This window comes from Streptomyces sp. NPDC031418 (assembly GCF_055581605.1).
Genome location: NZ_JBVIJC010000018.1, coordinates 154,176 through 167,425, shown reverse-complemented (window position 1 = coordinate 167,425; position 13,250 = coordinate 154,176). Strand labels below are relative to the sequence as shown.

Sequence of the window (13,250 nt, the reverse complement as noted above, 5' to 3'; positions counted from 1 at the left end):
CGTCATCTCTATTTTGGACCTCGGGCCCGTGGGTTCGGGGGGGGTTGGTGTGGTTGGGCGGTTGGGGCCCTTTCCGGCTTTTTCCCGAGTTCCCCCGCGCCCCTTCGGGGGCGCGGGGAACTGCGCGAACGGCCCCCAATTACCCGCACCCGACCACGATCCGCGCCACCCCGCCCCTTAGTCGACTCAGTCAGCCGACAGCACGAACGAAGCCCTCAGCTTGGCGAAGCCCGCCTTCTTCGCTTCCAGCAGGTACGTACCCGCCTTCGCCGAACCCCCGGAGGGCGTCGCACAGTGGGCCGCGCTCGCGCTCCGGTCCCACTTCACCGTGTAGGTGATGCTCTGGCCCGCCGCCACCCGGAACAGCAGACTCCCCGAGCCCTCGGGGCAGTCGGCCGACGACCAGAACGGGTTGCTCGCGTCCGCCGCCGTGATGGTCAACACCGCGCTCTTCGGCCCGAGATCGACCTTGCAGTCGGCCGACGAGCCGTTCTTCGCGGTGAGTTCGAAGGTCGGCGTCTGGTCCGGCGAGTAGGAGTTGCGCAGACTGCGCAGGCTCAACGAGACCGCACCGGCGGTGCAGTCGGGCAGGTCGGAGGAGGCCGGAAGCGCATCGCCCGTACCGACGGCGCCGGCGCCGGAGGAGCCGGAGGCCGAACCGCCGCCACCGGAACCGCTGCCGGAGCCACCACCGGAACCGCCCGCGGAGCCCGCGGACGTACCGTCGGCCGGACCGCCCGATCCACCGCCGCCGGAGCCGCTGTCCCCGCCGCTCGACTCGTCGCGCCCGCCCGGGTGTTGGCTGATCGCGGGGCCGGACGAGGAGGGGCCGGGGGTGATGGTGTGCGCGGGATTCTTGCCGTTGGACGCGCCGTCGTCCTTCTTGCCGCCCCCGCCGCCACCGGCGGTGACCATCCACGCGATCAGCAGCGCCAGCACGGCGACCACCGACAGCATGACGGCCCTCCGACGCCAGTAGATGGAGGAGGGAAGCGGCCCGACCGGATTGCGCAGAGATCCCACGCGCAAACTGTACGAGAGATCGGCGCGCGTGCTTGCGACACCCGCCGCGGGAGTCACAACTTTTCCGGATCATCATCCCGGCAACTGCCGCTGCGGGCACGGTTCTTCACTTCCGGGCACGCTCGGTGACCGCGCCGTCACGCATCATGTCCGCCGAGCCGTGGCAGGATCGGAAGGCCATGACTGAGAAGCTGCACGCCCCCGTGATCGCCTGGTTCGACGCCCACGCCCGCGACCTCCCCTGGCGCCGCCCGGATGCGGGCCCGTGGGGGGTGATGGTCAGCGAGTTCATGCTCCAGCAGACCCCCGTCAACCGGGTGCTGCCCGTCTACACGGAGTGGCTGGCCCGCTGGCCGCGCCCCGCCGACCTCGCGAAGGAGGCGCCGGGCGAGGCGGTGCGGGCCTGGGGCCGGCTCGGCTATCCGCGCCGCGCGCTGCGGCTGCACGGAGCCGCGGTCGCCATAACGGAACGGCACGGCGGGGACGTACCGACGGATCACGCGCAGCTGCTGGCGCTGCCCGGCATCGGCGAGTACACGGCGGCCGCGGTGGCGTCGTTCGCGTACGGGCAGCGGCACGCGGTGCTGGACACCAATGTGCGCCGGGTGCTGGCGCGGGCGGTGACGGGGGTGCAGTACCCGCCGAACGCGACCACGGCGGCCGAGCGGCGGCTGGCGCGCGAGCTGCTGCCGGAGGACGAGGCGACGGCGGCGCGCTGGGCCGCGGCCTCGATGGAGCTGGGCGCGCTGGTGTGCACGGCGAAGAACGAGGGCTGTCCGCGGTGTCCGATCGCCGCCCAGTGCGCCTGGCGGCTCGCGGGCAAGCCGGAGCACGACGGTCCGCCGCGGCGGGGGCAGACGTACGCCGGTACGGACCGGCAGGTGCGCGGGAAGCTGCTCGCCGTGCTGCGCGAGGCGCACGCGCCGGTGCCGCAGGCGGTGCTGGACCGGGTGTGGCACGAGCCGGTGCAGCGGGCGCGCGCCCTCGACGGGCTGGTGACGGACGGTCTGGTGGAGCCGCTGGCGGGCGGTCTGTATCGGCTGCCGCTCAGCTGACACACAGCCAAGTCGGGGCCTGAAGGCCCTTGTTACGAAGCCATCCGGCCGACAAAGTGCCCGATAAAGGGACATATCAACCACCTCCTTTACCCCGTTCCGCTTTCCGTTACACAACCGACGGATAGCCGATTGCTAGCCGCAGGCTGGTGCGCACAGCGCCGTGACAACCGGTCCGTAACTTCTTCTCCGTGCCCGGCGGACCACCGGGCACGGGGACAAGCGGTACTTCAGGCGGATGCCGAAGTGAACGGGGAACGGAGGCGGTTGATCATGGCGCAGGGCGAGGTGCTCGAATTCGAGGAGTACGTCCGTACCCGGCAGGACGCGCTGCTGCGCAGTGCACGCCGGCTGGTTCCGGACCCCGTCGACGCACAGGACCTGCTCCAGACGGCGCTCGTGCGGACGTACGGCCGCTGGGAGGGCATCGCCGACAAGCGGCTGGCCGACGCCTACCTCCGCCGCGTCATGATCAACACCCGTACCGAGTGGTGGCGTTCGCGCAAGCTGGAAGAGGTTCCGACCGAGCAGCTGCCGGACGCCTGCGTGGACGACGCCACCGAGCAGCACGCCGACCGGGCCCTGCTGATGGATGTCATGAAAGTTCTCGCTCCGAAGCAGCGGAGCGTCGTGGTGCTGCGACACTGGGAGCAGATGTCCACGGAGGAGACGGCCGCCGCCCTCGGCATGTCGGCCGGTACGGTCAAGAGCACGCTGCACCGGGCGCTCGCCCGGCTCCGCGAGGAGCTGGAGGCACGCGACCTGGACGCACGTGCGCTGGAGCGTGAGGAGCGGGAGCGTTGCGCGGCCTGACCGGGGCCGGGTCCGACGAGACCCTGGGCAATACTCAGGCGGTGATCGCGGTGGGGTCCGCGCTCGCCGCCCTCGGGCTTTTGGTCGCCGGGTGCGGCTCCGGTGGCACCGGCGCCCGGGACGAGGGCCCGGCACATGCGTCGGCGATGGCCGGAGCGGTCGCCTCCCCGGCGCCGAGCCCGTCCGACCGCTACCGGCGGGTGGACCCCGTGGCGCTGCTCAAGAGCGACCCCGCCGTCTCGGCGACGGTGAAGCGGGAGCTGAAGCCGTGCAGCGGTGACGAGTACCCGGTCGACGTCTCGTACGGCGATCTCACCGACGCCACCGTGGACGACGTCGTCATCAACGTGCTGACCTGCGCCGACGCGGTCGGTGTCGGGGCGTATGTGTACCGGGACACGCGCGGGACCTTCCGGAACGTCTTCAAGAACGAGGAGTCCCCGGTCTACGCCGAGATCGACCAGGGCGTGCTGTCGGTGACCAAGCAGTACTACGAGAAGGGCGACCCCATCTCGAGCCCGTCCGGAGAGTTCGTGATCCCGTATAAGTGGAGGGCGGGGCAGTTCGTCCAGGGCAAGATCACCCGCAACGAGTACAGCAAGTCGGCAGGCGAGGGCGCGACCCCCGCACCGGACAGCTGAACCGGCGGGCACCCCGGACACCCGGCACCCCGTTCACCACGGCACGCAGCGCACATCACGAGGACTGAGAGCACCGGATGGCAGACCAGACACACGTCCTGTTCGTCGAGGACGACGACGTCATCCGTGAGGCCACCCAGCTCGCCCTGGAGCGGGACGGCTTCGCGGTCACCGCCATGCCCGACGGACTGTCGGGCCTGGAGGCGTTCCGGGCCAACCGCCCCGACATCGCGCTGCTCGACGTCATGGTCCCGGGACTGGACGGCGTCAGCCTGTGCCGTCGTATCCGGGACGAGTCGACCGTGCCGGTGATCATGCTGTCGGCGCGTGCCGACTCCATCGACGTCGTCCTCGGCCTGGAGGCCGGCGCCGACGACTATGTGACCAAGCCGTTCGACGGCGCCGTACTGGTCGCCCGGATCCGCGCGGTGCTGCGCCGCTTCGGGCACGCCGGCGGCGCCGCGCAGCAGGAGGACTCCGCCTCTTCGGTCAGCGGCTCCCCGCTGACCTTCGGCGACCTGGAGATCGACACCGAGGGCATGGAGGTGCGGCGCGCCGGGCAGCCGGTGGCGCTCACCCCGACCGAGATGCGGCTGCTGCTGGAGTTCTCCTCCGCGCCGGGCACCGTCCTCTCCCGCGACAAGCTGCTGGAGCGCGTGTGGGACTACGGGTGGGGCGGGGACACCCGGGTCGTCGACGTGCATGTGCAGCGGCTGCGCCAGAAGATCGGCCAGGACCGGATCGAGACGGTCCGCGGCTTCGGCTACAAGTTGAAGGCCTGAGCGTGGCGAAGATGCGGGGGCTCCTTCGGCGACCGGTGCGGCGCATGGAGCGCGCGGGCCTGCGGACCGGGCTCAAGTGGAAGCTCAGCGCGGCGATCGCGCTGGTGGCCGGGCTGGTCGCGATCACGCTGAGCCTGGTCGTGCACAACGCGGCCCGGGTCTCGATGCTGGACAACGCGCGCGACCTGGCCAACGAGCGGGTGCGGCTCGCCCTGGGCTACTACGAGCGGTACCGGCGGACGAACTTCCCCGACATAAAGATCGACGACCGCCGGCTGCCGGCGGCCCTGCGCGAGAAGGTCGCGGACGGCCGCCAGGTCAGTGACGTCTCCGACCACGGCGGCGGACCGCCGCAGATCTGGGCGGCCGTGCCCGCGCAGGACGGGCATGTGCTCTCCCTGCACAGCCAGTTCCCGAACCGTTCCGTCAACGTGCTGAACGACCTCGACCAGGCGCTGGTGATCGGCTCCGTCGCGGTCGTGCTGGGCGGCAGCGCGCTGGGCGTGCTGATAGGGGGCCAGTTCTCCGGGCGGCTGCGCAAGGCCGCGGCCGCCGCGCACCAGGTGGCCAAGGGCGAGATCGACGTACGGGTCCAGGAGGCCATCGGCGGGGTCGTACGGGACGAGACCGACGATCTGGCGCTCGCGGTGGACGCGATGGCGGACGCGCTGCGGCAGCGGCTGGAGGCGGAGCGCCGGGTCACCGCCGATATCGCGCACGAGCTGCGCACCCCGGTGACCGGGCTGCTGACGGCCGCCGAACTCCTGCCCCCCGGCCGTCCCACGGAACTGGTCCTGGACCGCGCCAAGGCCATGCGGACGCTGGTCGAGGACGTGCTGGAGGTCGCCCGGCTGGACGGCGCCTCCGAGCGGGCCGAGTTGCAGGACATCCTGCTGGGCGAGTTCGTGGCCCGCCGGGTGGCGGCGAAGGACCCGGACGTCACCGTGCGGGTGGTGCACGAGTCGGAGGTCACCACCGACCCGCGGCGGCTGGAGCGGGTGCTGTTCAACCTGCTCGCCAACGCCCGGCGGCACGGCCGTCCGCCGATCGAGGTGACCGTCGAGGGGCGGGTCATCCGGGTCCGCGACCACGGCCCCGGCTTCCCGGAGGAACTGCTCGCCGAGGGCCCGAGCCGCTTCCGCACCGGCAGCATGGACCGCGCCGGGCAGGGACACGGGCTGGGCCTGACCATCGCGGCCGGCCAGGCCAGGGTCCTCGGCGCCCGCCTCACCTTCCGCAACGTCCGCCCGGTCGGCGCCCCCGCGCACATCCCGTCCGAGGGCGCGGTAGCCGTCCTCTGGCTCCCGGAACACGCCCCGACCAACACGGGCAGCTACCAGATGCTGCCGGGCTGACCCGGCGCCCGGCCCCGTCTCACCCCACCAGAGAGTCGGCCAGCTTCCGGGCCGTGGCGTCGTCCAGGGGCCCGTGGCCCAGCAGGAAGCGGTACCAGAAGAAGCCGTAGAACTGGTCGACCAGAAGGTCCACGTCCCGGCTTGCGGGCAGTTCACCGCGCTCCCGGCCGCGCAGCAGCACCTCGCGTACGGCGGTCCGGCGCGACTCGGTGAACGTGGCGATCAGCTCCGCCAGGTGCGGGTCCCGGGCCGCCTCGCGGACGAGGGTGCGCAGCGCCGGTCCGGACGGTGACCGCTGCGCCGCCTCGAAGGTGGCCGCCGCCAACGCCCGCAGGTCCTCCCGCAGGTGCCCGGTGTCCGGCGTCGGCACGTCCTGTACGGCGCGCTCGTTCAGCGCCTCCAGCAGCACCGCCCCCTTCGACGGCCACCACCGGTACAGCGTCTGCTTGCCCACCCCGGCGGCCCGCGCGATCGTCTCCACCGTCACCGGTGCCCCGTCGGCGTCGGCGAGCAGCTCCAGCGCGGTGTCGAGGATGGCCCGGCGCGCCGCCTCGTTGCGCCGTCGCCCGGTGTGCGGGCGGGGCTCCCTCGGGTCCTGACTTTCCTGCACGTGTGTGTCCTCTCCGGCTTCCGGCGTTCCCGAACCCCCTTGACGAGACTACCGGTCTCGGTAACACTTTAACGAGACCGACGTTCTCGGCAACAGGCCGGGACCCGGTGCGGACACGGGGAGACCAGCCACTCATGAGCACCACTCACACTTCTGCGAACCCGATCGCCGGACAGCGCGTCGTCGTCATGGGCGGCAGCTCGGGTGTCGGCGAGGCAACCGCGGCCTTCTTCGCGGCGGACGGCGCCGAGGTGGTCATCACCGGCCGCGACCAGGACCGTCTCGACGGCGCGGCGGCCCGCCTCGGCGCGCACGGCAGCAAGGTCTCGGCCCACCGGCTGGACGCCGCCGACCGCGCCGCCGTGGACGCGTTCTTCGCCGACTTCGGCGCGGTGGACCATCTCGTCCTCGCGCTCAGCGGCAGCAAGGGCAGCGGCCCCTTCGCCGAACTGGACCTCACCGAGCTGGCGGCCGGTTTCGACGGCAAGTTCTGGCCGCATGTCCAGGTGCTCCAGGCCGCGCTGCCCGTGCTGCGCCGCGACGGCTCGGTGACCCTGGTGACCGCCGCCTCCGCCCGCGCCGCCCTGCCCGGCACCGCCGGCCTCGCCGCGATCAACGGCGCCCTGGAAGCGCTGGTCCCGCCGCTCGCCGTCGAGCTGGCCCCGCTGAGGATCAACGCCGTCTCGCCGGGCGTCATCGACACGCCCTGGTGGGACCGGGTGCCGGCCGACCAGCGCGAGGCCCTCTTCGACGGCCTGGCGGCGGTCACCCCGGTGGGCCGCGTCGGCCGCCCGGAGGACATCGCCCGCGCGATCCACATGTTCGCCGCGAACAGCTTCGTGACCGGGGTGGTACTGGAGGCAACAGGCGGCGCCACCTTGGCAACGGGCCGCTGACGGCACCCGAACAGCGGCGCCCTCAGGGGCGCGGGGCTGTGTCTGATATGCGGCTCCGCCGCGTGGGCGCGAGCAACCCACCACTCAGCCGCACCCGGCGACGGCGACCCACACCCCACCCCCTCCCCCACCCTCATCCCACCGGAAACAGAAGAAGACCCCGGGGCGGACACCCACCGGGGTCTTCAACTCAACGCAAGCTCAGCGCAAGCGCAGGCTCAGGCGCAGCCGAACCTCACACCGCCTCGATCACCTGCATCGGCGCCACATCCTCGCCATCCTCGCCGCCCTCCGCAGGACCCTGCTTCTGCGGGCCGCTGCCCTTGAGCGGCACCTCCTTCACGAACAGCGCCGCGACCAGCACCGTCACCGCGATCGCCGCACCCAGCAGGAACGCCGCGTGCGTACCGGAGGACACCGCGTGCTGGTACGCCTCCCGCACCAGCGGCGGCAGCTTCGCCAGGCTCTTCGCGTCCAGCGCGGCCGACTTCTCGGTCATGTGCCGCCCCACCGCACCGGCCCGCGTCGCCATCTCGTGCTGGACCCGGTTGTTGAACAGGGCGCCCATGATGGCCACACCGAAGGAGGAGCCGAGCGTACGGAACAGGGTGGTGGAGGAGGACGCGACGCCCATGTCCTTCATCTCGACGCTGTTCTGCGCCACCAGCATGGTGATCTGCATCAGGCAGCCCATGCCGAGACCGAGGACGGCCATGTAGAGGCCGGAGGTCAGCCGGGTCGTACCGGTGTCCATCAGCGACAGCAGGTACAGGCCGACGATCATCAGCGCACCACCGACGATCGGGAAGGCCTTGTAGCGCCCGCTGTTGGTGGTGACCCGCCCGGCGACGATCGAGGTCACCAGCATCGCGCCGAGCATCGGCAGGAGCAGCAGACCCGAGTTGGTCGCCGAAGCACCCTGCACGGACTGCTGGTACAGCGGCAGGTAGAGGGTCGCGCCGAACATCACGAAGCCGGTGACGAAGCCGATGAAGGACATCAGGCTGAAGTTGCGGCTCTTGAAGATGTGCAGCGGGAGCACCGGCTCGGCGGCGTGCATCTGCCAGATCACGAACCCGATGAGCGCGACCACGCCGAGGGCGATCAGCTCCATGATCCGGGCCGACGTCCAGGCGTACTCGCTGCCGCCCCAGGTGGTGACCAGGACGATCGAGGTGATGCCGACGGTCAGCAGCAGGACGCCGAAGTAGTCGATGCCCGCCTTGGCCCGCTTCTTCGGCAGGTGCAGCACGGCGGTGACCAGCGCGAGCGCGACCGCGCCGAGCGGCAGGTTGATGTAGAAGGCCCAGCGCCAGCCCCAGTTGTCGGTGATGGTGCCGCCGACCAGCGGGCCGCCGATCATCGCCAGCGCCATGACGCCGGCCATCATGCCCTGGTATTTGCCCCGCTCACGCGGCGGGATGAGGTCGCCGATGATCGCCATGACGCCGACCATCAGACCGCCGGCACCGAGGCCCTGCACGGCCCGGAAACCGATCAGCTGGCCCATGTCCTGGGCCATACCGCTCAGCGCCGACCCGATCAGGAAGATCACGATCGAGCCGAGGAAGGCGCCCTTGCGCCCGTACATGTCGCCGACCTTGCCCCAGATCGGGGTGCAGGCGGCGGTGGCCAGGGTGTAACCGGTGACCACCCAGGACAGGTGCTCCAGGCCACCCAGCTCGCCGACGATCGTGGGCATGGCCGTACCCACGATCATGTTGTCCAGCATGGCGAGCATCATCGCGATCATGAGCGCGAGCAGCACCACGCGCACACTTCTGGGCTGTTTGCCCTCGGGGACGCTTTCTACCGTGTCCGCCATCGTTCTTCCCACTCCCCCTGCGGCTTCTACTTACTTGCCGCCCGGCTAGTTCACTACACTGGGAAGGTAGCCCTGTCACTAGCCGGGCGTCAAGTAAGTTTCGGCGGGAGCGCGAGGAGTACGAGGATGGGCGTCACCATGGACGGCACCAAGCAGCAGCGCCGCGGCAACACCCGCCAGCGCATCCAGGACGTGGCACTCGAACTCTTCGCGGAGCAGGGCTACGAGAAGACCTCTCTGCGCGAGATCGCCGAGCACCTCGACGTCACGAAGGCGGCCCTGTACTACCACTTCAAGACGAAGGAAGAGATCATCGTCAGCCTCTTCGAGGATCTGACGAAACCGATCGAGGATCTCATCGCGTGGGCCCGCAGCCAGCCACGCACGCTGGAGACCAAGCACGAGATCATCCGTCGCTACAGCGAGACCCTGGTCGGCGCCGAACCGCTCTTCCGCTTCATGCAGGAGAACCAGGCGACGGTACGGGAACTGCGCATCGGCGAGACCTTCAAGGACCGGATGCGCGACCTGCGGGACATCTTCGCGGATCCGGACGCGCCCCTGGTGGAGCAGGTCCGCTGTGTCAGCGCGATCTTCACGCTGCACGCCGGCATGTTCCTGATGCAGGACCTGGTGGGCAACCCCGAGACCCGGCGCCAGGCGGTCCTGGAGGTCTCCCTGGACCTGGTGACCCAGGCGCACGAGGGCACCCGCAAGCCCGACGAGCCCCACCAGTACGGCGACCAGCCCGACCAGCACAGCGACCAGCACGACCGGCAGAACGACTGACGAGGGAACGGCCATGAACCACGCCCAGTTCAGCGCCCTCGGGCGGGCCCTGCGGGTGCTCGGGGAGCACGGGGAGGCCCTGACCCCCACCACCCCGGACGACCGGCTGCGCGAGCTGCGCGCCGATCTGCGGCGCGCGCTCGACCTGCTGGACGACGGCATCGGCGGCAGCGCGCCCAGCACCCGGTGCCCCGAGCATCCGCAGGGCCCGGTGGACGAGAGCGCCCCGGACCTGTGCCTGCTCTGCGAGACCCGGCGCCGGGCCGCCCGGCGCGCGGAGTACCAGGGCGGACGCCCCGGTCCCGCGCCCGTGCCCACCGCGCCCTCCCGGTACGGCGTCCGGGACGACCGCCCGCAGCCCCAGCAGCGCTGGCTGCCGGAGCTGTGGAACGGCCAGGAGTGGCAGCTGTGCGGGACCCCGCGCCGGGACCGGCAGGAGGCCGAGGCCTATCTCGCCGCCCAGCGGCGCTCCTCCCGGCCCGCGATGGCGTACCGGCTGGTGCACGAGTTCACCGACTACGAGGTGCTGCGGGTCTGGGGCACCCCCGTCCGGGTGGACATCGAACCCATGGGCAACCTCTGACCCCCCGGTCGATCGCCGATGGGCAACCTCTGACCCGCGCGGCCGATCACCGCTAACCGATCAGGGGCAGCGGCGGGAACTCGTACCCCTCCCAGATGCGCCGGCTCGCCTCCTCCGGGTACGGCGCCACCTTCGGCTCCGCGTCCAGGATCTGTACGAGGCGGGACTCGGAGTCGTACTCCGGCCAGCCGGGGTCACCCGTGCGAGCGAATCCGGTCCAGGCGCGGCGCATGAAGGCGCCGAGCCGCTCCGCCTCCGGGGTCGGCACGCCGTCGGGGAACAGCAGGCCGCCGAGGTCCGCTGCGAAGGTGCCGAACAGCAGCGGGACGTCCAGGCCGTGGCAGGCGCCGAGGATGCCGCCGTTGCCTGGGGCCGCCCAGGTCAGCTCGTAGACATGTGCCCGGCCGCCGCCCGCCCGGTGGGCCTCGGCCAGCCGCAGGCTCGGCATCGCGAACAGCCAGTCCGTCTCGACGCGTTCGAAGAGTTCCCCGGCCGAGGCACCGGGGAAGGCCTCCCGGTACGTCGCTTCCCCGCCCGGCGCGTAGAGCCGCAGGGTCTGCGCGGCCTGCTCCTCGGTGATCGTGCCGAGTCTCCCGGCGAGGAACTGGAACAGCCGGAACTCGTCGCGGTTGTGGCCGACCAGCAGCTCGATCTCGCGCGCCGCGCCGGAGGCGAGCGCCTGCCAGGGCCCGGCGGGCAGGATGTCGCCGTCGACGACCGGGCCGAAGGGGGTGGCCGTGGGCGCCGCCTGGCCCCAACGGTCGGTGTACTCGGTCATTTTGGCGCTCAGCGCCGGTCCGGCGTCGGTGAGCTGCCGGGGGTCGGTCGCGGCCAGGTCGGCCACCGTGGGCCGGTGCCCGGCCTCCGCCGCCAGGGCGGCCGCGATGTCCCGGGCGAGATCGACCGAGAAGAAGGGGCCGGGGACGCTCTGGGCGACCGCCCGGCGGAACAGGCCGCGCGCCCGCTCCATCACCATCAGGGCGGCGATGGAGCCCGCACCGGCCGACTCGCCGGCCACGGTGACCTGGGACGGGTCTCCGCCGAAGGCCGCGATGTTCTCCTGGACCCACTCCAGGGCCGCGATCTGGTCCAGCAGTCCACGGTTGGCCGGGGCGCCCTCCCAGAGCGCGAAACCCTCCATGCCGACGCGGTAGTTGAGGGTGACGAGCACCGCGTCGCCCTCGCGGGCTATGTGCTGGGCGTCGTAACCGGCCTGCCCGCCGTGGCCCACCCGGTAGGCCCCGCCGTGGATCCAGACCACGACCGGGCGGGCCGCCTGCGGGTCCGGGTCGGGCGTCCACACGTTCAGGGTCAGCCAGTCGTCGCCGAGGCCTGCGGACTGGTCCGCGCGGCTGATGATGCCCGGCTCCTGCGGGGGCGGCGGCCCGAAGGCGACGGCCGCTCGCACCCCGTCCCAGGGCCGGGCGGGCCGGGGCGCCTGGAACCGCGCCTCGCCGACCGGCGGCGCGGCGAACGGAATGCCCCGGAACACCGACAGTCCCTGCTCGCGCAGTCCGCGCACCGCACCGGCGGCGGTACGCACCACGGGCCCGTCGATGTCCGGGGCCGGTGACTCGCTCGTCGTCATGCTCGCTCCTCACGTCTCTTCCGGGGAACGCACGGCGACGATCACAAGTGCCCGGCCCGGAAGGCCGGTTGGACGGTCAGCTGAGCGACTGGAGCGCGGCCGCGTCGTACGGCTTCAGCTCGTCGTAGCGGTCGGCGAGCACCTTGGCCGCCCACTCCGGGTCCTGGAGCAGCGCACGGCCGACGGCGACCATGTCGAACTCCTCGGCCTCCAGCCGGTCGAGCAGGTTGTCGATGCCCTTGACCGGGGAGCCCTCACCCTGGAAGGCGTTGATGAAGTCGCCGTCGAGGCCGACCGAGCCGACGGTGATGACCTGCTTGCCGGTGAGCTTCTTGGTCCAGCCGGCCAGGTTCAGGTCCGAGCCGTCGAACTCCGGCAGCCAGTAGCGGCGGGTGGAGGCGTGGAAGACGTCGACACCGGCGTCGGCCAGCGGGGCCAGGATGGACTCCAGCTCCTGCGGGGTCTCGGCGAGCCGGGCGTCGTAGGCCTCCTGCTTCCACTGCGAGTAGCGGAAGATGATCGGGAAGTCCGGGGTGACGGCCGCGCGGACCGCCGCCACGATCTCCGCCGAGAACTTGGTGCGCGCGACCGGGTCGCCGCCGTAGGCGTCGGTACGGCGGTTGGTGCCCGCCCACAGGAACTGGTCGAGCAGGTAGCCGTGGGCGCCGTGCAGCTCCACGCCGTCGAAGCCGATGCGCTGGGCGTCGGCGGCGGCCTGGGCGAAGGCCTCGATCACGGCGTCGATGTCGGCCTGGGTCATCTCCTTGGCGTCGGCGGTGCCGTCGATGCGCAGACCGGAGGGGCCGATGGAGGGGGCGTCCGGGTAGGGGTTCTGACCCTGGTTGCGGACGGTTCCGATGTGCCACAGCTGCGGGACGATGGTGCCGCCCGCCTTGTGCACGTCCTCGGCGACCTGCGCCCAGCCCGCCAGCTGCTCCTCGCCGTGGAAGCGGGGGATGCGGTTGCTCTGGCCCGCCGACTCGTGGCCCACGTAGGTGCCCTCGGTGACGATCAGACCGACACCGGCGGCCGCGCGGCGGGCGTAGTACGAGCGGACGTCCTCACCCGGGATGCCGCCCGGGGAGAACATGCGGGTCATGGGGGCCATCACGATCCGGTTCGGAACGGTGAGGCCGTTCAGCTCGATCGGACGCGAGAGGATCTTGGCCGCGCGGGAGGCGGAGGGCGTGACGGTCACTGGGGGGCTCCAGGTGAAGTGACTCTACCGAGTGGTATGTGCATGCGCATTGTTGCACCACCTGAATCAACGATTCACCCGTCACCCCGCAT

The 13,250-nt window shown here is 71.6% G+C and carries 13 protein-coding genes; 8 read left to right on the top strand and 5 right to left on the bottom strand.

From position 1 onward, the window contains the following. Positions 1–186 precede the first annotated feature (186 nt). Positions 187–1,023 carry a hypothetical protein gene (locus tag ACZ5CZ_RS26470; RefSeq protein WP_468946553.1) on the bottom strand — a complete coding sequence of 279 codons (837 nt, stop codon included), beginning with the start codon at positions 1,021–1,023 and terminating at the stop codon, positions 187–189. A 179-nt stretch (positions 1,024–1,202) separates the two neighbouring features. Here ACZ5CZ_RS26470 and ACZ5CZ_RS26465 point away from each other — a divergent pair, with 179 nt between their 5' ends. The 5 genes from ACZ5CZ_RS26465 (at position 1,203) to cseC (ending at position 5,669) form a co-directional block, all read left to right on the top strand. Further along, positions 1,203–2,078 (top strand): HhH-GPD family protein, encoded by an 876-nt coding sequence (locus ACZ5CZ_RS26465; protein ID WP_385845685.1) that lies wholly within the window; start codon positions 1,203–1,205, stop codon positions 2,076–2,078. A gap of 273 nt (positions 2,079–2,351) precedes the next feature. Beyond that, positions 2,352–2,891 carry a SigE family RNA polymerase sigma factor gene (locus ACZ5CZ_RS26460; RefSeq protein WP_385845684.1) on the top strand — a complete coding sequence of 180 codons (540 nt, stop codon included), beginning with the start codon at positions 2,352–2,354 and terminating at the stop codon, positions 2,889–2,891. Continuing rightward, complete coding sequence (locus tag ACZ5CZ_RS26455; RefSeq protein WP_385845683.1) at positions 2,879–3,532, top strand: hypothetical protein; 654 nt, start codon at positions 2,879–2,881, stop codon at positions 3,530–3,532. Before ACZ5CZ_RS26460 ends, ACZ5CZ_RS26455 begins: the two co-directional genes overlap by 13 nt. A 77-nt stretch (positions 3,533–3,609) precedes the next feature. Beyond that, entirely contained in the window at positions 3,610–4,314 is a 705-nt protein-coding gene (gene cseB, locus ACZ5CZ_RS26450) for a two-component system response regulator CseB (RefSeq protein ID WP_467548236.1), read from the top strand. A gap of 11 nt (positions 4,315–4,325) precedes the next feature. Continuing rightward, complete coding sequence (gene cseC / locus ACZ5CZ_RS26445) at positions 4,326–5,669, top strand: two-component system sensor histidine kinase CseC (protein ID WP_385845680.1); 1,344 nt, start codon at positions 4,326–4,328, stop codon at positions 5,667–5,669. A gap of 19 nt (positions 5,670–5,688) precedes the next feature. Here the strand turns inward: cseC and ACZ5CZ_RS26440 are convergent, their stop codons facing one another. Continuing rightward, on the bottom strand, positions 5,689–6,279 hold the full coding sequence (locus tag ACZ5CZ_RS26440) for a TetR/AcrR family transcriptional regulator (RefSeq protein ID WP_385845678.1): 591 nt from the start codon (positions 6,277–6,279) through the stop codon (positions 5,689–5,691). A gap of 134 nt (positions 6,280–6,413) precedes the next feature. On the opposite strand from ACZ5CZ_RS26440, the gene ACZ5CZ_RS26435 reads away from it, so the two are divergent. Beyond that, positions 6,414–7,175, top strand: a complete 762-nt coding sequence (locus ACZ5CZ_RS26435) for an SDR family oxidoreductase (protein WP_385845677.1) — start codon at positions 6,414–6,416, stop codon at positions 7,173–7,175. A gap of 235 nt (positions 7,176–7,410) precedes the next feature. On the opposite strand, the gene ACZ5CZ_RS26430 is transcribed toward ACZ5CZ_RS26435, so the two are convergent. Beyond that, on the bottom strand, positions 7,411–9,000 hold the full coding sequence (locus ACZ5CZ_RS26430; RefSeq protein WP_468946545.1) for an MDR family MFS transporter: 1,590 nt from the start codon (positions 8,998–9,000) through the stop codon (positions 7,411–7,413). A gap of 126 nt (positions 9,001–9,126) precedes the next feature. Here ACZ5CZ_RS26430 and ACZ5CZ_RS26425 point away from each other — a divergent pair, with 126 nt between their 5' ends. Together ACZ5CZ_RS26425 and ACZ5CZ_RS26420 are read left to right on the top strand one after the other, a co-directional pair. After that, positions 9,127–9,789 carry a TetR/AcrR family transcriptional regulator gene (locus ACZ5CZ_RS26425; protein WP_385845674.1) on the top strand — a complete coding sequence of 221 codons (663 nt, stop codon included), beginning with the start codon at positions 9,127–9,129 and terminating at the stop codon, positions 9,787–9,789. A gap of 13 nt (positions 9,790–9,802) precedes the next feature. After that, positions 9,803–10,372: a hypothetical protein gene (locus tag ACZ5CZ_RS26420; RefSeq protein WP_385845672.1), complete on the top strand. Its 570-nt coding sequence runs from the start codon at positions 9,803–9,805 to the stop codon at positions 10,370–10,372. A 52-nt stretch (positions 10,373–10,424) separates the two neighbouring features. Here the strand turns inward: ACZ5CZ_RS26420 and ACZ5CZ_RS26415 are convergent, their stop codons facing one another. Beyond that, on the bottom strand, positions 10,425–11,960 hold the full coding sequence (locus ACZ5CZ_RS26415; protein WP_385845671.1) for a carboxylesterase/lipase family protein: 1,536 nt from the start codon (positions 11,958–11,960) through the stop codon (positions 10,425–10,427). Positions 11,961–12,036: 76 nt separating this feature from the next. After that, entirely contained in the window at positions 12,037–13,158 is a 1,122-nt protein-coding gene (locus tag ACZ5CZ_RS26410; protein ID WP_468946542.1) for an NADH:flavin oxidoreductase, read from the bottom strand. Positions 13,159–13,250: the final 92 nt, after the last annotated feature.